Raw genomic sequence first — 23,251 nt, forward strand, 5'->3', positions numbered from 1 at the left:
GGTCCGGTCTCACCGGCTTCATACGGTCACCGGCTTCTTACCGTCTCCGGCTTCATGCGGCCTCCGCCTCCAGGCACCGCTCCAGCGCCAACTGGGCCAGCGGCCGGAGGAACTCGCCACCTATCCGCTTGGGGTGTCGCTCGATCATCCCCTGCCACTCCTCGATCCTGCGCAGTCGCCCCGCGTCGGTCGTCGAGCCCACGGCGTTCTCGCTCAGGGCCTCGATGCTCCAGCGCCCGAGCCAGGTCCACTGCTCGAGCTGCTCCAGCCAGGGCAGCAGTTCGTTGCGCAACTCCAGGTTCTCGAGCCGGTAGCGCAGAGCGTAGCAGGCCTCGTCGAGTTCGGTGAGGTAGGCGTGGAGTTCGCCTACCACCGGGTCGTCGGCCAGACCCGCTTCCAGTGCGACAAGCGCCGAGGCCGTGAGTTGGGCGAGCCTCTCCGCCTCCTCGGTGCCGAGGCAGGAGCGCAAGGAGTTCCTGGCGATCAGCTCCAGCTCCCGGGCGTGCCGTTCCGCCACCTCCCGCAACGCCCGCGCCCAGGCCTCCTCGGGCCGATAGCGGGCGGGATCCGCTAGGTATTCGGCGTAGGTGGCCAGCGGCACCTTGGAAGCCTCCATCTGGTTCATCGGGTTGACCACCACCCCACGGGCGGCGCGGTGGAGGTCGGCCGACCGGCCCCTGATCGGTCCGACATGCAGTTCGCCCTGCATGGCCAGGTCGTTGACCGGGTAGTTGTCCCAGATGAGCGGGCGCCGCCGCACTACCCGCGCGAACTCGTCCACCTCGCTCCGCCCCACCTCTCGGGAGCAGACGTCCAGACCGGTGTAGAAGACGTCGATCGCCGGATCCAGCAGCTCTCCCAGTTCGGCGACGGCTGGCGAGAAGGGCGGACCGCCATGGTAGTCGGTGGGGCACATGCTCAGCCGACAGTTCGGGTCGATCTCACGAAGCCGTTCGAGAGCGCGGTTGCACAGGTGGGCCTGCGCGGCTGCGACACTCGGGTAGGCCTCGGCGTCCCGCTCGTTGGCGAAGGTGGGACGGATGTCGTCGAGGAGTAGCGAGAAGTGGCTAACGCCCAAGGCGTTGATCGTCTCGAGCTTGCCGAGTACCGCCGCGAACTCCTCCTCACTCGAGTAGCAGATGTCGATCCCGGGGCTCAGGGCGTAGCAGAAGTCGATGCCCTGTGAGTTGGCCACCGCGGCCGCCTCCCGGAACTGCTCCAGCTGCCGCGGCGGGTACGGTTCTCGCCAGTGCCGCCGGTGCTGGCGGTCGTTCTTCGGCGCGTAGATATAGAGGTTGAAGCCGTGTCGGCCCATGAACTCCAGCAGCGAGAGTCGCTGGGGTTGGGTGTAGAAGACGCCGTAGAAGCCCTCGATGACGCCGCGGAGTTCGAACGGGCTCATCGGCCCTCCCACGGGTGTCCGTTGGCCCGCCCGGCGCTGCCCAGGACCGCTTCGATCTTCTCGATCACGACCGCTTCGACTGCGTCCTGGGCCAGTCTCAGGTCGCGATCGGGCAGCGCCCTGATCTCATCGTCGACCACCCGCCTGGCGCTGTTCAGGGCGGCGAGCATGGCGACCTCGAGGTCTGTCGCCAGGTTCACCTTGCTGACTCCGCCGCCGGGAAGGCGGATGGCCCGGCGCATCATCGCCGCGTCCACGCCCGACCCGCCGTGCAGTACCAGGTGCGCGCTGGTTCGCTCCCGAATCGCCGCAAGGCGGTCGATATCGATGGTGACGGCTCGGCCTACGCCGTGAACGGTGCCCACCGACACCGCAAGCGCATCGACGTCGCTGCCGGCGACGAACTCCTCCACCTGGTCGGGGTCGGTGTAGGCGACGAGCTCACGCTCCTCGGCCTCGGAGAACGAGGTGGCACCTATGGTCCCCAGCTCGCCTTCGACCGAGGCGCCGCGGGCGTGGGCTCGGTCGGCCACGCGTCTCGTCACCCGGATATTCTCCTCGAGCGGATAGTCGGAGGCGTCGATCATCACCGAGGTGAACCCTGCCTCGAGCGCCCGTTCGATGAGCGCTTCGTCATGAGTGTGGTCGAGATGGAGGCCCACGGGCACGGTGATGGCCAGCTCGTTCAGGTAGTCGCGGAAGGCTTCGGCGAACCGCTCAACCTCCACGCCGCAGCGACTCATGTCCTTCTGCGATATCTGCACCAGCAGGGGCGAGCGCGCCCGTTCGGCGGCCCGCAGCACGGGCGGGATCATCAGCGGATAGCGGGGTGAGAAAGCGCCGATCGCGTAGCCGTTCGCTTCGGCGTGGGGGGCGAGTTCACTGAAGGTCCGCAGGTTTTTCGGCCTGTCTATCGTCGGCACCGGTCTCCTCGGTCTGAACTTCCTCAGGGGGTCTGGTGGCTTCCGGAAGCCTGGCTCAGCCGTGCGCCGGCTGCGGTAGGAGCAGCGGGTCGATACCGCGGAGCATCATCCCCTGTCCCCGGGATCGGTGCTCTTCATTGCTGGGCGGGTCGCTGGGGTCGCGCATCTGCACGAGCAGCGTTGTTCGCGCCTCGCCGCTGGTGTTGACGCCGGAACCGTGGATCGTCAGGTAGCTGAAGAAGAGGACGTCCCCGGCGCGGGCCGGGCAGGCGACCGCGCTCTCCAGCGGGTAGCGGTCGAAGGGCAGGTGCCAGCCGCCCTCCTCGACGTGATCGATCGGCCCGAGCTTATGACTGCCCGGGACCACTCGTACGCAGCCCTTCTCGAGCGGCGCGTCGTCGAAGTGGAGTATCGCGGCCATCATGGTGTGGCGCTCGTGGGGGAAGAAGGGATGGTCCTGGTGCATCGGGAAGGGCGACCCCTTGGCAGGCGGCTTGACGAACATCTTGGTGTGGTGGAGCTGGACGTTCGGCGATCCCATCAGCTCGGAAGCGGCGCCGGTGAGCCGGTCGTCGACGATGAGGCGGCTGAAGGCGGCCGAGTGGAACTGGACGTCGTGACAATGCTGCAGGACGGTCGCGGTCATAGCGCCGGACATCGCGCCGGCCTGCCTGGCGCTGCCCCAGGTCGCGTCTACATCCCTGGTGGCGCTCAACCTTTCGATCAACTCGTGCGATTCGCGCCGAAGCTCCTCGGCCTCGTCACGCGAGAACAGGCCCTGGACCAGCAGGTAGCCGTTCTCCCGGTAGAACTCCCGCTGTTCGCGGCTCAGTCGTTCATGGCCTGCCATCGTCACACCTGCTCTCCGACGCCCACGACCGTTTCGCTTCTGGCGGGCGCCTGCTTCCATGTCCGGCGGATGAGTTCGAAGTCATCCTCATCCAGGGCCTCCCCGGTACTGTCTATGTGGCTGGTGAAGTAGAGCGACGAGACACCCAGTTCGGGCTGGATCTCCAGGTAACGGCGCCAGGCGCTCTTGTCGCGTACCGGCCAGTTGTCGGTGTCGATGATCGCCTCGGGGCAGGCGAGCCGGGCGATGCAGGCCCGGTGGGGCATCGAGGTGGCCACGTCGGCGCCAACGTTGATGTCGTTGAGGCGGATCATGTCCACCACGTCGGCCAGATAGGGATGAGGCGTGTGGGTCATGAGCAGCGCGTCGGATTTCGTCGCCTTCGCCTCGTGGTGGAGGATCTCCAGGTAGCGTCGCATCAGCTCGAGCCCCCAGACCCGCTCGTCGGCAAGCCGCAAGCCGGGGCTGCACGGGATGCGGGCGGTGAAGTCGAGCTTGAACCCGTCGGCGTCGTAGCCCTCCGGCGAGAGCATCCGCGCTATCGACTCCCGGAAGCGCTCCTCGAAGGCGGGGTTGGTCGGGTCGACGGCGACCTTCTCGCCGGCGGCGTTGGTGACGCACTCCTCCGCCGGGATCCCCTCCGGGTCCCAGGCCTTGAGCCAGAGGAGGACCTTGCGGCCCGAGCGGTGCTGATCGGCTATGAAGCCGGCCAGGTCGGGCCACTTCTCCTCGTCGACCGCGTTCTCACCGTAGGTCAGTTGCCACTTGTCGTCGAGGACGACGGTTCCGGGTTGCAGGCCACGTGCTTCGAGCTGGGAGAGGAAGAGCTCGTAGTTCTCCTGCCTGGCCTGCGCCGGGGCGCCGCCGCCCGTCTTCGAGGCTACGTACCCCTGAGCGCCCCAGCCGCAGAAGATCGGCTGCGACCACCACTCGGCCCGTTCGCACGCCCCCGCCTTCACCAGCCGTTGCGCGCGCAGCGAGACCACGTGCCGCTCGAGCGCCGCGTACTCGTCGACCGCGAAGTCGAAGCCTATCGCCGGGAGGCGGTAGCTTCCCGCCACTGCGACCGTTCCTTCGAACGGGAGCGACAGGCAGAAGCCCCCTCTGTTGGCGCGATAGCCGAACTCGTTGAAGCGGTTCTCGCCCGGTGCCGCTTCGAGACCCATGGCCAGCCAGCCGCCCTCCGTCTCGAAGGCGTAGCAGAAGGGTGGCGGCGTGAAGAACCAGCCTCCCCGCCCGGCGATGGGTACGCCGCTGGTGTCGATGAGGCTGCTCTCGGTGGGCGTGAAGTAGTAGCTCTCCTCCACCGTCGGCTCAGGGTTGAAGCCCTTGGCGAAGTGGGCTCTTGACCAGAAGAAGCCGGACCCCCAGCGGAGCCTGGCCGAGGAGTAGCCGCCGAAGTAATCGACGGCCGAGATACGCCCCTCTCCTTCTATCTCGACCTCGAACGCGAGGCGCTCCTCCCAGCAACGGAAGCGGCAGACCTTCCGCTGCCAGCGCGAACTGCCCAACTCCAGTTCGAGCAGCACGTGGTCGCCCAGGTCGCGGCGCCGCCACCGGCCTACCGTCACCGTGTCCTCCCTGCCATCGACGGCGTGCACCGAGCAGGGTACGAAGAGTTCGGCGATCGGTTCGCCGGCTGCTCCGGAGAGCGAGACGTAGGGCCGATCGGCGGCACATTCGAGCCGGTAACGGCTGGTGGTCAGACTCGGGGGTTCTTCGGGGGCGACCGGGGGCATGGTCCTCCTTAAGGGTCCGGAACGTCGAGCAACGAGGACGATAGGTCGTGCTCCACCTATTTGCCTACCGAACCTGCCACACTTATCCCTTCGATGAAGTACTGCTGGAAAGAGAGGAACATCACGAGCACCGGCAGCATCACCACCAGGCTCGCGGCCATCAGCCAGTTCCAGGCGGGAGCGCCGCCGGCCGCGAAGTCGAACTGCCGCAGCCCCAGCTGGAGTGTGTAGAGCCGCTCGCTCTGCAGATAGATGAGCGGGCCCATGAAGTCCTGCCAGGCGCCCTGGAAGGAGAAGATGGCGATCGTGGCAAGGGCGGGCTTCGAGAGGGGCATGACGATGCTCCAGAGGATGCGCAGCTCGGAGGCGCCGTCGATCTTGGCGCTCTCCGAGAGCGACATGGGGATCCCCTTCATGAACTGTCGCAGCAGGAATATGTGGAAGGCGCTTCCGCCCATGAAGCCGGGGACTATGAGCGGCAGGAAGGTGTTGGTCCACACCTCGGAACCCTGGAAGCCGAACGCCGGCAGGTTGGCCATCACGATGAACTGCGGGATGAGCAGGACGACTCCGGGGAGCATCATCGTGGCCAGCACGAAGACGAACATGACGTCGCGGCCCGGCCAGCGCAGCCGGGCGAAGGCGTAGGCGGTGAGCGAGGTCGCGAAGACGCCGCTGACCACTGCCGCTACGGTGATTATCACCGTGTTGAGGGCCCAACGTCCCCACAACCCGAACGAGAACGCCTCGCTGTAGTTCTGCCAGTAGAGGACCTCGGGGATCCAGTTGCTTCCCTGCAGGTCCCAGTGGGCCTTCAGAGAGGTCGATATCATCCAGCCCAGCGGGACCAGGAACAGGATCGAGATGCCGATGAGCAGGAGCAGGGAGATCCACTCGGCGATCCCCATCTTGAAGAGCCGCAGCCGGGGCCGCACCGCTCGCCTGGCTACCGTCGCCACGTGGACCTCCGCGGGTGGTAGGCCTCGTTCACCGGTCGGCCTCGTAGTGGACCCAGCGCTTGGCCAGGCCGAGCTGGATGACGGTGATGACCATGATGATCACGAACAGGATCCAGGCGAGGGCCGAACCGTAGCCCATCTCCAACCTGCCGCTGCAGGCGTCCTGTCCGAACGAGCATTTGTAGAGGTAGAGGACGTAGAAGAGGAGCGAGTGCTCGGTACCCCCTAACGTCTTGACGGCCGGATCGGTGGTGATGATGTAGGCGGTCGTGAATATCTGGAAAGTGCCGATGATGCCGGTGATGACCAGGAAGAAGGTGGTGGGGGTGAGCAGCGGGATGGTGATGTAGAGGTTCTTCATCCAGCCGTTCGCCCCGTCGATCTCGGCGGCCTCGTAGAGAGACTTGTCGATCCCTCTGAGGCTCGCGAGGTAGATGATCACGTCGACGCCTATGTACCAGAGCCCCATGATGACGAAGGCGGGCTTCGTCCAGGTCGCGTCGGAGAGCCAGGCCGGCCCCCTGATGCCGAATAGCTGCAGGCCGCTGTTGAGGAGCCCGTTGGGCTCGAGCATCCACTCCCACAGGAAGATCGCGGCCACGCCCGAGAGCACGGTAGGCAGATAGATGACTGTTCGGAAGATACGGGTGCCGGGCAGGTCCATATTCAGCAGGACCGCCAGACCCAGTGCCAGCGCCAGGACGATCGGCGTCTTGACGAGCACCATCCAGAACGTGTTCCTGAGCGAGATCCAGAAGTATTCGTCGCGGAAGAAGATCTCGCGATAGTTCTCCAGCCCCACCCAGTTGGGGGCCCGGATGATGTTGTAGTCGGTGAAGCTCGTATAGAGCGAGAAGAGCATCGGCCCCAGGGTGAAGGCGGTGAAGCCGATGATCCAGGGGAGCACGAAGAGCCAGCCGGTGATCGCTTCGCTGCGGAAGTGGCTGCGGACGCGCCGCTTCGCTGGTTTGCCGGCGACCCTGGCGGCTGGTGTCGCTATCTTTCCGTCCATACCCATGCTCCCGTGAAGGTGTGGGACGGGGGCGAGCTGGTCGCCCCCGTCACGGTGCCGATGCTAGTCGTTGGCGGCGATCTCGGCGTCGATCGCTTCCTGTGCTTCCTCCAGCATCTCCTCGGGCTCCATCTCGCCGGTCCAGACCTGCTCCCAGCGGTTGTTGATCTCGTTCATCCAAGCCGGGTAGGCGGTGACGAAGGTGCTGTTGTTCGCCGGCACGGCCTCGATGGCGTCGATGTAGAACTCCCAGTTGGGGTCGGCCATCAATTCAGGAGCGTTGGCCGGGGCCGGGCCGTTGGGGATGGCGTAGGTGTCACGCGCCCACGAGGTCTGCGCCTCGGGGTTGGTCGCGCACTTGATGAACTCCCAGGCGGCTTCCGGGTTCTCGGCGCCGCTCGGGATCGAGAGGGTGAAACCGCCGCTGTCGGAGGTGGTTTCCTCGGCAGTCTGAGCCGGGATTGGGGCGACGCCCCAGTCGATCTCGACCCGCTCGCCGTCCAGCTCCATGCGCGGCCGGTAGAAGACCAGCTGCGAGGCGTAGCCGGCAACGTCGACCTTCATCGCGACCCCGCCCGACATGAAGTGGTCGTTCGGGGGAGCGCCGAAGCTCTGGGTGAAGCGCTGCAGGTTGTCGAACCCGCCGTAACGGTCGATCCACGACTTGATGAACTCGGCGGACTCGACAACTTCGGGAGCGTCGACGACGGGGTGGCCGTTCTCGTCGAGCCAGCTGTGGCCGTTGTTGAGCGCCCAGATGTTGGGTGGGCCGTTGCCGATGAGTGGGCTGAAGGCGATGCGCTCCAGGTCCCCGTTGGCAGCCACTACATCGATGGCGTCGGCGACCTCCTCGAGCTCTTCCCAGGTGGCCGGCGGATCGTTCGGATCGAGTCCGGCGGCTTCCATGAGGGTCTTGTTGTAGAACAGTACCCGCACGTCGGTCTCGAAGGGGATGCCGTACGGATCGCCCTCGTAGAGCGACTGGTTCCAGGTGAACTCCCAGAAGTTGGAGCCGTCCACGCCGTCGGCCGCGGCCATCTCAGCGAGGTTCTCGTAGATGCCTTCGGCGGCCTCGCGGCGCAACTGGTTCCGGTCGGAAACGATCACGTCCGGCATGCCGGAGCCGGCGGCGACCGCGGCGATGTTGGCGGTCCAGATGTCACCCCACGGTTTGAACACCTCGGTGACCTCGATGTTCGGCAGTTTCGCTTCGCAGAGGGCGACTACCCTCCGAATGGCGGTGCGGCGGACGGGCGAGCCCCAGAAGTGCCAGAACTCCACCTCTCCCGAGACCGAGGGGTCGAGCGGTGCGGCCGCGTCCTCCGACGACTGGGAGAAACCGAGGCTGCCCACCAGCAGCAACGGGACAAGCACGAGCGACAACAGGAAATACCGTGACTTCATCTCTATCCACTCCTCCTTCGAAGTGAGTCGGGTTGGGCCGGTCTGATAGCCGTCAGCTCAGGCAGAGAGCTCCTCCTTCCGGTGACAAGACCCGCGGTCTCGCTATCGAACTGCGAGCAGGCGACGGCCTGGCTCACGGTTGATGCCACTTCTCGCCGTCATCGCCGACGACCCTGACGTCGACACCCGACTCGCGCAGCGCCAACCGATCGTCCTCGGGCATGCCCGAGTCGCTGATGACCATGTGCACGGCGCTCAGGGGCGCCACTACCTCGTCAGCGACCCGATGGAACTTGCTCGAGTCGGCGACCACTACCGAGCGTTTGGCGACACGCACCAATTGTCTTAACACCAGGGCTTCGTCGGGCGCGGTGACGGTGTAGCCGACCCCGTGGCCGATCCCGCTCACCCCCACGAAAGCGATGTCGACGAACAGGTCCGAGAGGTTGTCGAGGGTCCACTCGCCCACCACCAGTTCGCCGGTCTGCCGGTAGCGGCCGCCGGTGAGGCGCACTCCGGTTGCTGGATCGGTGATGGCGGCGGCGACGGCGAGGCTGCTGGTGATCACCTCGACCCTCCGGCCGTCGAGCTGACGGGCGATCTGCTCGGTGGTCGTGCCGGGTCCCAGCCCCACGGTCATCCCCTCCCGCACTAGCTCCGCGGCGGCGGCGGCGATGAGAGTCTTCTCGTCCAGCCGCAGGGCGGTTCGCTCCCGGTACGACAGGGCCTGGTAGCTCAGCAGTACTCCCCCACCGTGGTGCTTGCTGATGAGGCCCTTCTCCTGGAGGTCTTCGAGGTCGCGCCGGATCGTCTGTCCCGAGACCCGGAACATGCGCGCCAGCTCCGCGGTGCGGGCGGACCCGTTCTCCTGGATGAGGCCAAGGATGGTTTGCCTTCGTTCCTCTGCGAGCATCGGTGGCTCACTTTCCGCTTTTTGGTATTGAGAAATGTAACATGGTATTCATTGCGAGTCAACAATTCGCATGGAGCTAGGGGTCAGATGACCGGAAAAGTCAACACGTTCCCACATGTTGGACGGGGTGCCGTGTGATGAAGGCGGGAAACGACGGCTCGGCGCAACCCGACATCCTGCTGATGATGGTCGACCAGATGACCGCCGGCGCCATCCGCGCAACGGGGCATCCGTCGGCCATCACTCCCAACCTCGATCGCCTGGTGCGCTCCTCCGTGTCGTTCGTCAACGCCTACAGCAACTCGCCCCTCTGCGTGCCGGCGCGGGCCTCCTTCATGACCGGCCGGCTCCCGCGTTCCACCGGAGTTTTCGACAACGGCTCGGAACTGCCGGCCAGCGCCCCCACCATCGCCCACCATCTACAACGGGCCGGTTACCGGACGATCCTGGCGGGCAAGATGCACTTCGTCGGTCCGGACCAGCACCACGGCTTTCGCGAGCGGCTCACCGGCGACATCTCTCTCCCCGGACTCACGCTCACTCCCGATTGGCGGCGGGGAGCCTACCCTAACGGGGGGAGCAGCGTAGGCCGGCTCAAGGAGCCGAACGTCGTCGACTGGACGCTCCAACTGGCGTTCGACGAGGAGGTCGTCTCTTCGGCGTTGGCGCGCTTGCGGCGTCTCAGGCAGGAGCGCGAGAAGTTCTTCCTCTGCGTTTCGTTGAGCCACCCTCACGATCCGTTCCAAATAACGAAGGAGTACTGGGACCGCTACGAGGGGGTGCCGGTGCCGCAACCGTTCGCACCCGCAACCGCCTTGGATCGGATGCACCCCTATAACCAGTGGATCCAGACCCACCACGAGGCCGACAGGTACCGGCTGAGCGACGCCGAGGTCGAGGGCAACCGCCGCGCCTACCTGGCGATGGCCTCCTATGTAGACGACAAGGTAGGGCGCCTCCTGGACGAGCTCGAGCGCCTGGGCCTGGAGGAGACCGTGGTCGTATTCACCAGCGATCACGGCGAGATGCTGGGCGAGCACGGCATGTGGTTCAAGCGCACCTTCTTCGACCCGGCAGCGAAAGTTCCCTTGCTGATCCGCTGGCCCGCAAGGCTCCGTCCCGAGCGCCGGGAGGAGGTCGTGTCGCTGGTCGACCTGAGCGCGACCCTCCTCGAGGTGGGTGCGGTACCCGAGGCCAAAGAGTGGATCGCCGACATGGACGGCGCCAGCCTGCTGCCTCTACTGGATAACCGGAGCGGCGACTGGAAGAACGGCGCCATCGGCGAGTATTACGCCGAAGGGGCGGTCGAACCGATGCTCTACCTCAGGAAGGACCGTTTCAAATACGTCTACGTCCATGGTGAGGAGCCGTTGCTCTTCGACCTGGTAGCCGACCCGCTGGAGCTGGACGATCTGGCGTGGCGAACGGAGTACCGGGAAGTTCGCGAGGGCCTGCACGCCGAATTGCTGGCCGGTGTGGACATCGAGGAGTTGCGCGATCGGATCCTCAGGAGTCAGCGGGAGCGGCTGGCGATCGTCGAGGCGTATCCGGATGAACGCCTGGCCTGGGCGCACCGGCCGGAGCGGGACGCGCTCGAGCTGTACGGGCGGGCGAAGAAGTAGCTAGCCGGCTGCCTCATTCCGGCGTCAGTCCGCTGCCGTGAGACGCCAGGCAGATCGCTGCCGTCCTGCGCCATCCGATCGAGCCATCCGCATACGCCTGCGCTGCGAGGCCGACTCAGCCCCTCACTTCGGCGACGACGGCGTCGGCGACCTCCCGGGTCGAGGCCCTGCCTCCCAAGTCCGGAGTCAGCGGCTCCCCCCGGCCCGTCACCGCCTCGATGGCGGCCATGACGGCAGCGGCGGCAGCGGTCTCCCCAAGGAACTCGAGCATCTGACCGGCCGTCCAGAAGATAGCGATCGGGTTGGCGATCCCCTTTCCGGCGATGTCCGGGGCCGAGCCGTGCACCGGTTCGAACATCGAGGGGAACTCCCGCTCGGGATTGATATTGGCCGAAGGGGCTATGCCGATGCCACCGGCTACCGCGGGGCCCAGGTCGGAGAGGATGTCGCCGAAGAGGTTGCTGCCCACGACCACGTCGAACCAGTCGGGGTGCTGGACGAAGTGGGCGGTGAGTATGTCGATGTGGAACTTGTCGGTTCGAACGTGCGGGTACTCCTTGGCGATCTCGGCGAAGCGCTCGTCCCAGAAGGGCATCGTGTGGATGATACCGTTCGACTTCGTCGCGGCCGTCAGATGCTTCGCCGGTCTGCTGCCGGCCAACTCGAAGGCGTAGCGGAGGATCCTGTCGACCCCCTTGCGGGTGAAGACCGTCTCCTGAACGGCCATCTCCATCTCGGTGCCCTCGTAGAGGCGACCGCCGATCTCCGAGTACTCGCCTTCGTTGTTCTCCCGAACGATCACGAAGTCGATGTCGCCGGGTCGGCGGCCAGCCAGCGGCGAGACGATACCGGGGAGCAGGCGAACCGGCCGCAGGTTCACGTACTGCCTGAATGTCCGGCGGATCGGGATCAGCAGCCCCCAGAGCGAGACGTGGTCGGGCACGCCGGGGTATCCGACGGCGCCCAGGAAGATGGCGTCGAACGGCCTGAGCCGCTCGAGCCCGTCGGCCGGCATCATCGCCCCGTTGCGGGTGTAGTATTCGCAGCCCCAGTCGAACTCCTCCGTTAGCAGGCGGAAGCCGAACCTCTCACCCGCCGCCTCCAGGAGTTCCAGGCCCAGGGGCGTGACTTCGAGGCCGATGCCGTCGCCCGGGATGATGGCGATCCGGTGTTCTCTCAAGGTTCCTCCCGCTCCTTCACGGGTACGTCGTCAGGTCGAGGATACAGGCGGCCGCAGCCGCGAGTGCCGGCCTGACCGCTGGTGGCCGGCGCGCGGCGAGGCCCGAGGTCGCTTCACGACGACGCCTCGACGCTGGTCAGGAAGTGGATGAGGCGCCTCGCCGCCTGGGTGCAGAACTCCGGTTTCGGGTGGAGCAGCGTCATGCTTCGCTCGAAGCCAGGTGCGGCCAGGGTCAGCGCCACGAGCGTGCCGGCTTCGACTTCGCGGCGCACAGCGAGCCGTGATATGAAGCCGGCTCCGAAGCCTTGCAGCACAGCCTCCTTGACGGCCTCGATGCCGGTCGCTTCGAGCACGGTGCGCACGCCCGGCCGCGGCAGGTGCATCTCGGCGAGCGCCAGCTCGACCACTTCGCGTGTGCCCGAGCCCGGTTCGCGTTGCACGATGGCCAGGCCGGGCAGGTCGCGACCGGCTACCTCGCCCTTGCCCGCCAGAGCATGGTCGGGACGCACCGCGAGGACGATCTCGTCGTGGAAGATGGTTTGCGAAGCGAAGTCGTCGGGGATCGGCGGCACCGGACCCTCGACCACTGCCAGGTCGGCTTCGGCTCGCTCCAGGAGCGCCAGAGCGTCGAGCGAATTGCGGGTGAGCAGCCGCAGTTCGAGCAGCGGATGACGGCGGTGGAATTCGACGAGGATGCCCGGCAACAGGTAGACGGCAACCGTCATGCTCGCCGCTATGCGGACCTGTCCCAGCTGGCCCGAGCGCCGTCCCCGACTCCAGCCGCGAGCGCCCTCGAGCGCCCGCCGCAATGCTTCCGCGTAGGGGAGCAACATCTCACCGGCTTCGGTCAGTTCTACGCCGTAACGGCTACGGCGATACAGAGGCTCCCCCACCGCTTCGGTCAGCCGCTTGAGCTGGCCGGAGATGGCTGGTTGGCTACGGTGGCGCTCCAGCGCGGCGGCGCTAAGAGTGCCGTGCTTGGCGACCAGCGCGAAGGTCACGAGTTGTTCGGCCTCGATTGCCATGGCCTGGTATAAGACAGAGTGATATCCGGGTGCAACTCATGTGATTTGCGCCTATATCCTGCCGGCGCCTACTCTTGCCGGCAGTGAACCCTCCCAGTCGATTCCTCACGGCACTCATCCCGGGCCTGGCGCTCGTCGGCCTCCTCACGGCCGTCTCCTACCTCCTGGCCAGGGTGCCGGCGCTCGCGCTGATGGGCCCGCTGGTAGTGGCGCTGGTCGTGGGCCTCGCCTGGCGAGCGCTCGCGGGACTGCCCGGTCCGGCAGCGGCCGGAGCGCGGTTCTCTGCCCGCACCCTGCTGCGGCTCGGCATCGTGCTGTTGGGGGTTCGCCTCGACTTCGGCCTGCTGGTGAAGGTGGGCCCCGAAGTCCTGCTCGGCAGCCTGCTGGTGGTGACGTTGGGCATCTGCGGGATCGAGTGGCTGGGCCGGTTGGCCGGCCTGCCGCCCGGGCTGCGGAGGGGGATCGCGGTCGGGACGAGCATCTGCGGCGCCTCGGCGATCCTCGCGGCCGCTCCGTCCACCCGCATGTCGGACGAGGAGGCGGGCGTGTCGGTTGGCATCATCAGCACGCTGGGGACCCTCGGGGTTCTCGTCTTCGCCCTTCTGTCCTCCCTGCTGGAACCGGCCGACCGGATCTACGGCTTCATCGTTGGTTCGACACTTCAGGAGGTCGCTCAGGTGATCGCCGCCGGCTACGTGCCCGGCAACGAGGCCGGAGACCTCGCGACCATCGTGAAGCTCACCAGGGTTGCGCTTCTGGCTCCGGTGCTGCTGGTGCTCAACTCGGTGCTGAAGGGTCCGTCGACGGCCGCCGATACGCCGCATCTTCGGCCGGCGGGCGCCTCCCGGTTCCGGCTGCCGGTGCCACTCTTCCTGCTCGGGTTCCTGGCGGTCGGCGTACTAGCCAGCCTGGGCTGGTTACCCGCTGGCGTCTCGCGCCTGATGCAGTCGGGAAGTCTGCTGCTCACAACGATGGCGATGGTCGGACTGGGCCTGGGTCTCGACCTGCTGGTCTTCCGCCGGGTCGGAACTAGGGCCCTGATCGTCGGCGCGACCGGATTCGCGGGCCTGGTCGCGGTGATGATCCCCTATGCGTTGTTCGTGGCCAGATGAGTGGAGGCTGCGGCTCGGGTGGAGCCGCGGCTGGGGTCGCTACTGGAACGAATTGAGCGGCGCTGGTCGCCTCTTGCCTATCCAGCCGGCCAGCCAGCCGAACAGCAGGGCGCTTGGCAGGGCGCCCAGGAGAGCGTGGTGCAGGTAGTGCCATTGCGGCCGCACGTCCCAGCGCCCCGAGAAGTCGACGCATAGCCGGTCGAGGGCCGGACCCAGCAACGGGCAGGGGTTGAGCACCCTCGGTACGACGTCGATGCAGATGAGCACGAGCACGGTTCCGAGGAACGGGACGATGAACTTGCGCGCGCCCTCCATCCGTCCCTCCTGCAGGTTACGCACGCCCACGAGCAGGCCGGGCAGGCAGAGGAGCAGCGCCAACGCATAGCCGTAACGCGGAAGTCTCACCAGGGTCTCGCCGATGACCGAGCCGGGAGTCTCGGGTACACAGGGGGCGACCGGGCAGTCGAGAGACTGCTGCAGCGACTCCTCGGGGATGGTGGTACGGGTAGCGGGGAAGACGATGCCGGCGACGAAGGCGAGCAACGCCGTGAAGATCAGGACGCGCCAGCTGTAGCCGATCCCCGTGTCGGCGATCCGCCGCCAGTCGCGAGGTGCGGCGCTCTGCCGCCCGCGCGGCTCCTGTCCTGCAGCCGCCCTGGGCGTGTCTACCCATCTGCGCATCGGGTGGAGTTTAGCACCGGCATGTAGCGCGAGAAGTGGTGTTTTCATCGGCCGGCGACGTCTCGCCGCACCCGCCGCGCGGCGTCAGCGCGTTCCTTAAGCCAGCCTTGCTTGCGATTCTGGGCCACCGGCAGGTACACTCGACCGATACCCGAGTGTGGTACTCGGAATTACATTGCGGCCCGACGCAACGAAGATATCAGATCGGCCGCGGAGGAACTCGATGGATCGACCCCTGAACGGGCGGCTGCTACTGGTCGTCACCCTCTTCGCCACCCTTTGCGGCGCCGCCGCCCAGTCAGCGTGCGACGGCAGGCTGATCGACCACGCGATGGGCACCACCTGCGTGCCGAAGAACCCGGAGCGCGTAGTGGTGCTCGACACCGGGGAGCTCGACAGCGCGCTGGCGCTGGGAGTCAAGCCGGTAGGAGCGGTCCATGCCATCGGGGGCTTCCCCTCCTACCTCGGCGATCGCACCGACGGCATCGCCGTCGTGGGCACAATCCAGGAGCCCAACCTCGAGGCCATCCTCGCCCTCGACCCCGACCTGATCCTCTCAAGCAAGACCCGCCACGAGGCGATCTACGAGCAGCTCTCGGCGATCGCGCCGACCGTGTTCACAGAAACGGTAGGTGTGGTCTGGAAGGAGAACCTGCTCGCGAACGGCGAGGCCCTGGGCCTGCGTGAAGAGGCCGAGCAACTGCTGGCCGATTACGAAGCCCGGCTGGCGGAGCTGCGTTCGCAGCTCGACGAGCTACCCACCGTTTCGATCGTGCGCTTCCTCCCGGGGCAGGTGAGGATCTACCTCTCCGAGTCGTTCATCGGGACGATCATCGAAGACGCCGGCCTGCCGCGACCGCCCGCCCAGCGGGTCGAGGACTTCGCCCTCTTCGTCGACCGCGAAGGCATCCCGCTCATGGATGGTGACGTGATGTTCGTGACCCACTACGGCCCGGTAGAGGACACTCCGCAGGCGGAGTTCCTGGACGATCCGCTGTGGCAGAGTCTCGACGTCGTCCAGGAGGGGAACGTCTACTTCGTCCCGGACGCCTACTGGATGCTTGGCATCGGCCCGATCGCCGCCAACCTGGTGATAGACGACCTCTACCAGTATCTCGTCGACGGCGGTGGCGACGAGAGGTGACCGAGGCCGGGGGCAACGGGTTCCAGCTCTGCAACCTCTTCGCGAGGGGGCAAGGGCTCGACCCGATCGGGTATGCAGGCACCCTGGACGCCTTCCTGGCGTTCGAGGTGCCGCTGCCGTGGCCCCGCGGGATATTCGAGAGCCGCAGCAAGCTGCCCGCCGAGGCCCGTGAGGCGCTCGAATGGTTCCAGCGCGAGCTCCCGTTCCGCCTGAGGTCGCTCGTGATAGGTCCAGATCCCCAGTACAGCCAGCCCGGCATGCGGAGGGTGGTGTGGTGGGCGCGACCCGACGGACCGATGTCGGAGTACGGCAGCGCCGAGTATCTCGTACCGCAGGAATCGATGGGCCAACTGGTAGCGGCGCTGGTGCGCTCAGGGGGGCGGGCCGAGGATTTCGCCGACTACAGGACCGAGGCCCACGGCCGCAACCTGCTGGTTTGCACCCACGGCACCCAGGACGCCGCCTGCGGCCGCTTCGGCGTGCCCCTCTACCGTCGGCTCCGGAGCCGAGCAGGAGAGGCCGGCTGCAGGGTGTGGCGCGTCTCCCACTTCGGAGGTCACCTCTTCGCGCCAACGCTGCTCGAGCTCCCGTCCGGCCGGCTCTGGGCCTACCTCGAGGACGACTCTGCGGAGCTCTTGCTCGAGGAACGGGGCGACGCCGACGAGTTGCGTGACAAGTACCGGGGCTGGGCGGCCCTCGAGGGACCGTTCCTTCAGGCGCTCGAGCGCGAGTTGCTCGCACGTGAAGGCTGGGAGTGGCTGCGCCTCCCCAAGTCGGGCAGGACCATCGAGCAGGACCCCTCCGCTGATCCGCGTTGGGCGCTCGTCGAGCTGACCGTGTGGCGCGACCGGGGAGTCGAGGTACACACCGCCCGCGTCGAGGTCGATGGGTTCCTGGACGTGCGGCCCCGCTCCGACAGTCAGGAGGTGAAGCCGTACGCGCAGTACCGGGTGGCCTCGCTCAGCCTTACGGAAGGAACGGCTAGCGACGTGCAGGCGGTCGCCTGATGACCGGGGCGAGCATGGGCACGCGGCCACGCTCGTTGCGCGCGTCGCGCTTCGCCGGGCTCGCGCTCGCGCTGGCGGTCACCGCCGTCCTCTTCGCCTCGAGCCTGGCGGTCGGAAGCATGCAGATCCCGCTGCCGGAGGTACTGCGCGGCCTCTTCGCGGGCGACGGATCGGTGAGCAGCCTGATCGTACGTACCGTTCGGCTGCCCCGGGCGCTCGCCGCACTTCTCGTCGGCGGTTCGCTGGCGGTGGCCGGGGCGATCATGCAGGCGTTGACCCGCAATCCGCTGGCTTCACCCGGGATCCTCGGGGTGAACGCCGGGGCGGCGCTCGCCGTCGTGGCGGCCGTGATCGTCACCGGAGGGCTGCCCCTGTCGGCCTACGCCCTGTTCGCCCTCCTGGGCGCCGCCGTCGCCGGAGCTTTCGTGTACGCCCTGGGATCGGCGGGCCGTGGCAACCCTTCGCCGCTGCGGCTGGCTCTGGCCGGCGCCGTCCTGATGTCGTTCCTCACCTCGCTCACCACCGCCCTGCTGCTCCTGGACCAGGAGACTCTGGACCAGGTGCGCTTCTGGACCGCCGGCTCACTCGCCGGACGCGACATGGAACTCCTCTCCCTGAGCGCCCCCTACATGCTGCTCGGCCTGCTACTCGCCGTCCCCCTCTCCCGGAGGCTCACCGCCCTGTCGCTGGGCGACGACGTGGCCCGCGGCCTGGGCCAGCGTTCGGGCGGCGTGAAGCTCGCCGCGGCACTGGTCGTGGTGCTCCTCGCTGGCGGAGCGGTCGCGCTCGCCGGACCGATCGCCTTCGTGGGCCTGGTGGCGCCCCATCTGGCCCGCTTCCTGGTGGGTACCGACTACCGCTGGGTGCTCCCCTACGCCGCCCTCCTGGGAGCGATCCTGGTGACGGTAGGCGACATCGGCGCCAGGGTGGCGCTGCGCCCGCAGGAGATCCCGGTAGGCGTCCTCATGGCGGTAATCGGCGCTCCCTTCTTCATCCACCTCGCCAGGACGAAGGTGAGGCGCTGATGGGAGGCGCGGCGCGCCGGCCTGGCGCCTGGTGGTACCTGCGGCTGGGACGGGTCTCGATCCGACTGCCCAGGCGACTTCTACCGGTCGGCTCGATCCTCCTGCTGCTGATCCTCGCGACCATGGTGGTGAGCGTAGGGGTCGGCGAGTACCACATAGGCCCCGTCGACGTCGTCCGCGCCACGCTCGGTCTCGAGACGGGCAACCCCGACCACGCGCTGGTCGTGCGCACCTTCCGCCTCCCTCGCATCGTGCTGGCTGCGCTGGTGGGAGCCGCCCTCGCCCTCTCCGGGGCGGTACTGCAAGGGATAACCAGGAACGGGCTCGCCGAGCCTGGAGTGCTGGGCATCAATCAGGGCGCTGGCCTGGCGGCGGTAGCTCTGCTCACGCTCGCCCCTTCCGCCTCGGTGGCTCTGTTGCCCTGGCTGGCGCTGGCCGGCGGCCTCATCGCCGCTCTGCTCATCTACCTGCTGGCCTGGAATCAGGGTGCGGCCCCCATTCGCCTCCTGCTGGTGGGGATCGGGATCGGGGCCGTCGCCTCCGCAGCGACCACGTTCATGATCGTCTACGGCGACATCATCGACGTGCAGAGGGCCCTCTTCTGGCTCACGGGAAGCGTCTACGGGCGCACCTGGGAGCACGTGAGGATGCTGGGCGCCTGGATGCTCGTGCTGGCGCCTCTCCTCCTGCTCTGCGCCCGGGCCCTCAACGTCCTCGCCCTTGGGGACGCTCCGGCGCGGGCCCTTGGCCAGCGTGTCGAGTTGGCTCGTGGCATTCTCATCGTAGCTGCCGTCGCACTCGCCACCGGCGCGGTGTCGGTGGCCGGCACCGTCGCCTTCGCCGGGCTCGTCGCGCCCCATGCGGCACGTCGACTCGTGGGACCGGCCTTCGAGGCTCTCCTGCCGGCCAGCGCCCTCTTCGGCGCACTGCTGCTCTTGCTCGCCGACCTCATCGGCCGTACCGTCATAGCCCCGAGTCAACTGCCGGTCGGCATCGTGACTGCTGTGATCGGGGCCCCATATCTGCTATTCCTGTTGTGGCGCCAAAGGAGTCTCTAGCAATGGCAAAGCTCGCCGCCGACAAGCTAACTCTCGCCTACGACCAGCAGGAGATCATCCGCGACCTCGGCATCTCCATACCCGAGGGGAAGGTGACTGCGCTGGTCGGGCCCAACGGTTGCGGCAAGTCGACCCTGCTGAGAGGCCTTGCCCGACTGATGGCGCCCAAGGCGGGAAACGTGCTTCTCGACGGCAAGGCGATCGCCCGGCTCTCCAGCAAGGAGGTGGCGCGGCAGATGGGGATCCTGCCCCAGGGCCCGGTTGCCCCGGAGGGGATGAGCGTGCGGGAGCTCGTCACCCAGGGACGCTACCCGCATCAGAGTCTCCTGCGCCAGTGGTCCAAGGAGGACGAGGACGCGCTGGAGTGGGCGCTGGATATCACCTCGCTCGTCGAACTGGCCGACCGGCCGCTCGACACGCTCTCCGGCGGACAGCGGCAGCGGGCCTGGATCGCGATGACCCTCGCCCAGCAGACCCCGGTCCTGCTGCTCGACGAACCCACCACCTTCCTCGATCTCGCCCACCAGGTAGAGATCCTCTCGCTCCTCGACGAACTGAACGAGCGGGAGGGGCGCACCATCGTGATGGTTCTGCACGACATCAATCAGGCCTGCCGCTACGCCCACCACATCGTGGCGCTGCGCGACGGCGCGGTGGTGGCCGAGGGCGACCCTCGGGAGGTCGTCGATCACGGCATGGTCTGCCAGGTGTTCGGCATCGAGTGCCACGTGGTGCGCGATCCGGTGAGCGGAACGCCCCTCTGCCTGCCGCAGAGCTGCCCCCTCAGGCTCCTGCCCAAGACCGGCGCCGCCTGACCAGCGTGCGGAGCGGGTCTCGCTCGCCGCTGAACCAGTGTGGGCGAGTTCAGTTCGCGGCAGCCGCAAGTGAAAGCAAGCCCCTCGCCATACCCCTGCAGGTTGGCCGGCGCTAGCCGCAGCCTGCCGCCCCAGCCGCCTCGAATCTGCTCAGATATCCCGAAAGCCTCGCGAACGCCTCCGGTTCGAGGGCGTAGTAGGTCCAGCGGCCGCGCTTCTCTGCGGAGAGGAGCCCTGCCTGGACGAGGATCTTGAGGTGGTGGCTCACGGTGGGCTGGGAGAGGCCCAGAAGGGTCTCGAAGTCGCAGCCGCAAACCCCGTCTTCCCGCGCGCAGCAGTCGCCTCGTGGCTCGAGCAGGAACTCGAGGATCTTGAGGCGGGCCGGATCGGCGATCGCCTTGAGCCGTCCTGCGGTCTCCTCCACTGCATCCGCTCTTACGAGAACAGCCATGCCCGAGTATACATTGACAAATCTCGATGTGTCGGATTATCGTCGTCGCATCGACGTATCGACATGCGTCAATCCATGCGTGGAGGCAGAAGTGAACCTCGAAATGATCGCCCGACTCAACCAGGACCACCTCCAGCAGCTCAGAAGCGAAGCGACCCGGGACGCAGCGACGCGGGCGGACCTTCGCCTGCCGCAGGTGAACGGAGCGTCTTCGATCAGGCAGACGATCCGCTGCCTCTTCACACCCGCGTGCAGTCGGTGCTGCCAGGCCGTCTCGTGAACTCCCTATCGGAACTCCCCGTCGTCGTGATCGGGGCCGGGCCGGTTGGCCTGGCCGCGGCAGCTCAACTCCTCGAACACGGCCTCGAGCCGCTCATCCTGGAGGCGGGAAACCTGGTTGGAGCCAACGTGAGAGAGTGGGGCCACGTCCCCCTCTTCTCCCCCTGGCGCTATCTCACCGACCGGGCTGCACTCTCCCTCCTGGAGCAGGAAGGCTGGCAACGACCCGACCCGGAGGAGCACCCGAAGGGTCGGGAGCTGGTGGAGCGATACCTCGAACCGCTCGCCGGCGTCCCCGCCATCGCTCGCTCGCTGCGGCTCTCCCACAGGGTCCTGGCCGTCACCCGGTTCGGTCTCGACAGGATGAAGACAACGGGCAGAGGCGACTCTCCCTTCCTGGTGGTCGCGGAGGGTCCCGGTGGCGAAGTGAGGATCGAAGCGCAGGCGGTGATCGACGCCTCGGGCACATGGTCGACACCAAACCCACTCGGCGCAGGGGGCGTAGCTGCCCAGGGAGAGGCCGAGCTCGCTCAGAGGATCCGGTACGGCATCCCCGAAGCGACCGGGCGAGAACGAGACCGTTACGCCGGACGAGACGTGGTGGTGGTAGGCAGCGGCCACTCGGCCCAGAACGCGGTGCTCGAGCTGGCGGCGTTGAGGAGGGAGACGGGCAGCGGTCAGGTGTTCTGGGCCGTGAGGCGCCAGCAGGCGGGAGCCCTGTACGGCGGCGGGGACGGCGACCAACTGCCGGAGCGCGCTGCCCTGGGCGGCCGCGCGAGAGCGCTGGTCGACGCTGGCGAGGTACGACTCGTGACCGGCTTCCTCGCCCAGCGCCTGGCCCACGAAGGCGAGAGGGTCCGGATCGCAGCCGCCGACGGCAGAAGCCTTCTAGTCGACGAGCTGGTAGTTGCTACCGGTTTCCGGCCCCGATTGGAGATGCTGCGCGAACTGCGTATCGAGCTCGACCCGATCACCGAGGCGCCGGTGCGCCTGGCGCCACTCATCGACCCCAACGTGCACTCGTGCGGTACCGTCCCACCCCACGGCGAAGCCGAACTCGCCCACCCGGAGAGCGGCTTCTACATCGTCGGCATGAAGAGTTATGGCAGGGCTCCGACCTTCCTGCTGCTCACCGGCTACGAGCAGGTCCGTTCAGTGGTCGCCTTCCTGGCAGGTGATCTGGAGGCCGCCCGGCGCGTGGAGCTCGAGCTGCCCGAGACGGGCGTGTGCTCGGCGGACGGCTGCTGCGAACCCGGAGCCGGGCTGGAGGGAGCGGCCTGTTCGATCGACTGGCGCAGCCGCCAGGAGGAGTTGGCCGTGGTAGGCCCCGCCGGCAGCTGTTGCTGAAGCGGGCATAGCCGGGCGTAGAATCTCGGCGTGAACGAGAGCCCTCGCCGTCACCGCCTCTACTACGGCTGGTGGATGGTGGCGGCTCTCTCCGTTACCGAGACCATCTCGTTCGGCATCCTGGCGTACTCGTTCACCGTCTTCATCGCCCCGATGCACGCCGAACTGGGCTGGTCGGTGGCCGGACTGACCGGGGCCTACTCCCTGGGCCTGCTGATCGCCGGCTTCACCGCCGTACTGGTGGGGCGCTGGCTGGACGAGCATGGCGCGAGGCTGCCCATGAGCCTGGGTTCCCTGCTCGCAGCCGCGATGCTGTTCGCCTGGAGCAGGGTCGACACCATCTGGAGCTTCTACCTGCTGTGGGCCGGTGTGGGCGTGGCCATGGCCGGTGTCCTCTACGAGCCCGCTTTCGCCGTGCTGGCCAAGTGGTTCCACCGTGACCTGGGCAGGGCGCTCACGGTGCTGACCTTCCTTGCCGGTCTCGCCAGCGTCATCTTCATCCCGCTGTCGGGCCTGCTTGTCGAAAGGATCGGCTGGCGTGCGGCGCTCGAGGTCCTGGCACTGATCCAGTTGGCGACACTGCCGCTCCACGCCCTGTTCATCCGCAGGCGCCCGAGCGATCTGGGCTTGCAGCCCGATGGGAACAGGAGCGTGGGCCCGCAGCACCACGAGTTATCGGGCCTGAGCCCGCACGAGGCGTTCCCCCGGCCCGACTTCCGACGTCTGGCGGTCGCTTTCTCGCTCTCCACCTTCGCTATAACCGCGATGGGGGTCCACCTGGTTCCGCTGCTCGTCGAGGCCGGCCGGTCGGCGACCGCAGCGGCGGCGGTGGGGGGCGCGATAGGCCTCTTCGCTCTACCCGGACGGCTGGTGCTGACCCCGTTGGGTGACCGCCTGCCCCGGCGGCTGGTGGCAGCTGCCATCTTCGCCCTACAGGCGCTGGGCATCGTCGTCCTGCTGTGGGGGGCGGGCGCCGACGTCGCCGTCTGGGCGTTCGTCGTCCTCTACGGAGCCGGCTTCGGAGCCATTACGCCTGCCCGGGCGGCTCTGCTAGCCGAGTACTACGGAGGCCGCCACTACGGCCGGATAAGCGGCCGGATGGCGCTCATCAACTCACTTGCCCGAGCTCTGGCTCCGGTATCCACCGGCATTCTCGTCACCGTGAGCGGCGGCTTCGAGTCGCTGCTGGCGTTGCTCGTGATCTGCTGCGGCCTAGCCGCCCTGAGCGTCGCCCTCGCCTATGCGCCGGCTCCGCTGGCTCGAGGCGGCAGAGGCGTGAGCAGCTGAACTGCGAGCGAGGTCT

Annotated in this window: 22 protein-coding genes; 10 read left to right on the plus strand and 12 right to left on the minus strand. The window is 67.4% G+C overall.

All coding sequences use genetic code 11. From position 1 onward, the window contains the following. Positions 1-52: 52 nt before the first annotated feature. The 8 genes from VF168_14315 to VF168_14350 all read right to left on the minus strand — a co-directional run bounded on the left by VF168_14315 (position 53) and on the right by VF168_14350 (position 9,202). The gene (locus VF168_14315; protein HEX7005355.1) at positions 53-1,402 is read right to left on the minus strand and encodes a protein O-GlcNAcase; all 1,350 of its coding nucleotides are present in this window, start codon (positions 1,400-1,402) and stop codon (positions 53-55) included. Then, a complete protein-coding gene (locus VF168_14320) occupies positions 1,399-2,325 on the minus strand; it encodes a class II fructose-bisphosphate aldolase (GenBank protein HEX7005356.1) in 927 nt (308 codons plus the stop codon). The genes VF168_14315 and VF168_14320 overlap by 4 nt, the downstream gene beginning before the upstream one ends. Before the next feature lie 55 nt (positions 2,326-2,380). Next, a complete protein-coding gene (locus tag VF168_14325; protein HEX7005357.1) occupies positions 2,381-3,175 on the minus strand; it encodes a phytanoyl-CoA dioxygenase family protein in 795 nt (264 codons plus the stop codon). Positions 3,176-3,177: 2 nt separating this feature from the next. Beyond that, positions 3,178-4,914 carry a hypothetical protein gene (locus VF168_14330; protein ID HEX7005358.1) on the minus strand — a complete coding sequence of 579 codons (1,737 nt, stop codon included), beginning with the start codon at positions 4,912-4,914 and terminating at the stop codon, positions 3,178-3,180. A 56-nt stretch (positions 4,915-4,970) separates the two neighbouring features. Beyond that, entirely contained in the window at positions 4,971-5,873 is a 903-nt protein-coding gene (locus tag VF168_14335; GenBank protein HEX7005359.1) for a carbohydrate ABC transporter permease, read from the minus strand. 28 nt (positions 5,874-5,901) lie between these two features. After that, positions 5,902-6,885 (minus strand): sugar ABC transporter permease, encoded by a 984-nt coding sequence (locus VF168_14340; GenBank protein ID HEX7005360.1) that lies wholly within the window; start codon positions 6,883-6,885, stop codon positions 5,902-5,904. Positions 6,886-6,948: 63 nt separating this feature from the next. Continuing rightward, positions 6,949-8,289, minus strand: coding sequence for an ABC transporter substrate-binding protein (locus tag VF168_14345; GenBank protein HEX7005361.1), 1,341 nt, complete (start codon positions 8,287-8,289; stop codon positions 6,949-6,951). Between the two features lie 133 nt (positions 8,290-8,422). Next, positions 8,423-9,202, minus strand: coding sequence for a DeoR/GlpR family DNA-binding transcription regulator (locus VF168_14350; GenBank protein ID HEX7005362.1), 780 nt, complete (start codon positions 9,200-9,202; stop codon positions 8,423-8,425). A 137-nt stretch (positions 9,203-9,339) separates the two neighbouring features. Between VF168_14350 and betC the strand changes: the two genes are divergently transcribed. Beyond that, a complete protein-coding gene (gene betC, locus VF168_14355) occupies positions 9,340-10,824 on the plus strand; it encodes a choline-sulfatase (GenBank protein HEX7005363.1) in 1,485 nt (494 codons plus the stop codon). 115 nt (positions 10,825-10,939) lie between these two features. Here betC and VF168_14360 read toward each other — a convergent pair whose 3' ends face one another. After that, positions 10,940-12,004, minus strand: coding sequence for a tartrate dehydrogenase (locus VF168_14360; protein HEX7005364.1), 1,065 nt, complete (start codon positions 12,002-12,004; stop codon positions 10,940-10,942). A gap of 113 nt (positions 12,005-12,117) precedes the next feature. After that, the gene (locus VF168_14365; GenBank protein HEX7005365.1) at positions 12,118-13,029 is read right to left on the minus strand and encodes a LysR substrate-binding domain-containing protein; all 912 of its coding nucleotides are present in this window, start codon (positions 13,027-13,029) and stop codon (positions 12,118-12,120) included. A gap of 83 nt (positions 13,030-13,112) precedes the next feature. Between VF168_14365 and VF168_14370 the strand changes: the two genes are divergently transcribed. Further along, a complete protein-coding gene (locus VF168_14370) occupies positions 13,113-14,141 on the plus strand; it encodes a putative sulfate exporter family transporter (GenBank protein HEX7005366.1) in 1,029 nt (342 codons plus the stop codon). A gap of 39 nt (positions 14,142-14,180) precedes the next feature. Here the strand turns inward: VF168_14370 and VF168_14375 are convergent, their stop codons facing one another. Next, on the minus strand, positions 14,181-14,822 hold the full coding sequence (locus VF168_14375; GenBank protein HEX7005367.1) for a hypothetical protein: 642 nt from the start codon (positions 14,820-14,822) through the stop codon (positions 14,181-14,183). A 223-nt stretch (positions 14,823-15,045) separates the two neighbouring features. Between VF168_14375 and VF168_14380 the strand changes: the two genes are divergently transcribed. The 5 genes from VF168_14380 to VF168_14400 are packed head-to-tail and all read left to right on the plus strand — an operon-like array spanning position 15,046 to position 19,871. Beyond that, complete coding sequence (locus tag VF168_14380) at positions 15,046-15,966, plus strand: iron-siderophore ABC transporter substrate-binding protein (GenBank protein ID HEX7005368.1); 921 nt, start codon at positions 15,046-15,048, stop codon at positions 15,964-15,966. Continuing rightward, positions 15,963-16,973, plus strand: a complete 1,011-nt coding sequence (locus tag VF168_14385; protein ID HEX7005369.1) for a sucrase ferredoxin — start codon at positions 15,963-15,965, stop codon at positions 16,971-16,973. Before VF168_14380 ends, VF168_14385 begins: the two co-directional genes overlap by 4 nt. Then, complete coding sequence (locus VF168_14390; protein HEX7005370.1) at positions 16,973-17,998, plus strand: iron ABC transporter permease; 1,026 nt, start codon at positions 16,973-16,975, stop codon at positions 17,996-17,998. The genes VF168_14385 and VF168_14390 overlap by 1 nt, the downstream gene beginning before the upstream one ends. Then, positions 17,998-19,056 (plus strand): iron ABC transporter permease, encoded by a 1,059-nt coding sequence (locus VF168_14395; GenBank protein ID HEX7005371.1) that lies wholly within the window; start codon positions 17,998-18,000, stop codon positions 19,054-19,056. Before VF168_14390 ends, VF168_14395 begins: the two co-directional genes overlap by 1 nt. A 2-nt stretch (positions 19,057-19,058) precedes the next feature. Then, positions 19,059-19,871, plus strand: coding sequence for an ABC transporter ATP-binding protein (locus VF168_14400; GenBank protein HEX7005372.1), 813 nt, complete (start codon positions 19,059-19,061; stop codon positions 19,869-19,871). Positions 19,872-19,983: 112 nt separating this feature from the next. On the opposite strand, the gene VF168_14405 is transcribed toward VF168_14400, so the two are convergent. Then, a complete protein-coding gene (locus tag VF168_14405) occupies positions 19,984-20,322 on the minus strand; it encodes a metalloregulator ArsR/SmtB family transcription factor (protein ID HEX7005373.1) in 339 nt (112 codons plus the stop codon). A 91-nt stretch (positions 20,323-20,413) separates the two neighbouring features. Here VF168_14405 and VF168_14410 point away from each other — a divergent pair, with 91 nt between their 5' ends. From VF168_14410 to VF168_14420, 3 genes are read left to right on the plus strand one after another with little or no spacing between them, the layout of a single operon-like run. Beyond that, the gene (locus VF168_14410) at positions 20,414-20,602 is read left to right on the plus strand and encodes a hypothetical protein (protein HEX7005374.1); all 189 of its coding nucleotides are present in this window, start codon (positions 20,414-20,416) and stop codon (positions 20,600-20,602) included. After that, positions 20,599-21,948, plus strand: coding sequence for an NAD(P)-binding domain-containing protein (locus VF168_14415; protein HEX7005375.1), 1,350 nt, complete (start codon positions 20,599-20,601; stop codon positions 21,946-21,948). The genes VF168_14410 and VF168_14415 overlap by 4 nt, the downstream gene beginning before the upstream one ends. Before the next feature lie 30 nt (positions 21,949-21,978). Beyond that, positions 21,979-23,235 (plus strand): MFS transporter, encoded by a 1,257-nt coding sequence (locus VF168_14420; GenBank protein ID HEX7005376.1) that lies wholly within the window; start codon positions 21,979-21,981, stop codon positions 23,233-23,235. The last annotated feature ends 16 nt before the right edge of the window (positions 23,236-23,251 follow it).

Source organism: Trueperaceae bacterium, assembly GCA_036381595.1.
Classification (GTDB): Bacteria; Deinococcota; Deinococci; order Deinococcales; family Trueperaceae; genus DASVCN01.

Bases quoted from the DNA above. Each gene is read 5' to 3' on its own strand.
- VF168_14325 (HEX7005357.1), bottom strand. From the start codon at position 3,175: ATGGCAGGCCATGAACGACTGAGCCGCGAACAGCGGGAGTTCTACCGG.
- VF168_14315 (HEX7005355.1), bottom strand. From the start codon at position 1,402: ATGAGCCCGTTCGAACTCCGCGGCGTCATCGAGGGCTTCTACGGCGTC.
- VF168_14400 (HEX7005372.1), top strand. From the start codon at position 19,059: ATGGCAAAGCTCGCCGCCGACAAGCTAACTCTCGCCTACGACCAGCAG.
- VF168_14405 (HEX7005373.1), bottom strand. From the start codon at position 20,322: ATGGCTGTTCTCGTAAGAGCGGATGCAGTGGAGGAGACCGCAGGACGG.
- VF168_14350 (HEX7005362.1), bottom strand. From the start codon at position 9,202: ATGCTCGCAGAGGAACGAAGGCAAACCATCCTTGGCCTCATCCAGGAG.
- VF168_14365 (HEX7005365.1), bottom strand. From the start codon at position 13,029: ATGGCAATCGAGGCCGAACAACTCGTGACCTTCGCGCTGGTCGCCAAG.
- betC (HEX7005363.1), top strand. From the start codon at position 9,340: ATGAAGGCGGGAAACGACGGCTCGGCGCAACCCGACATCCTGCTGATG.
- VF168_14340 (HEX7005360.1), bottom strand. From the start codon at position 6,885: ATGGACGGAAAGATAGCGACACCAGCCGCCAGGGTCGCCGGCAAACCA.
- VF168_14390 (HEX7005370.1), top strand. From the start codon at position 16,973: ATGACCGGGGCGAGCATGGGCACGCGGCCACGCTCGTTGCGCGCGTCG.
- VF168_14345 (HEX7005361.1), bottom strand. From the start codon at position 8,289: ATGAAGTCACGGTATTTCCTGTTGTCGCTCGTGCTTGTCCCGTTGCTG.
- VF168_14395 (HEX7005371.1), top strand. From the start codon at position 17,998: ATGGGAGGCGCGGCGCGCCGGCCTGGCGCCTGGTGGTACCTGCGGCTG.
- VF168_14380 (HEX7005368.1), top strand. From the start codon at position 15,046: ATGGATCGACCCCTGAACGGGCGGCTGCTACTGGTCGTCACCCTCTTC.
- VF168_14330 (HEX7005358.1), bottom strand. From the start codon at position 4,914: ATGCCCCCGGTCGCCCCCGAAGAACCCCCGAGTCTGACCACCAGCCGT.
- VF168_14375 (HEX7005367.1), bottom strand. From the start codon at position 14,822: ATGCGCAGATGGGTAGACACGCCCAGGGCGGCTGCAGGACAGGAGCCG.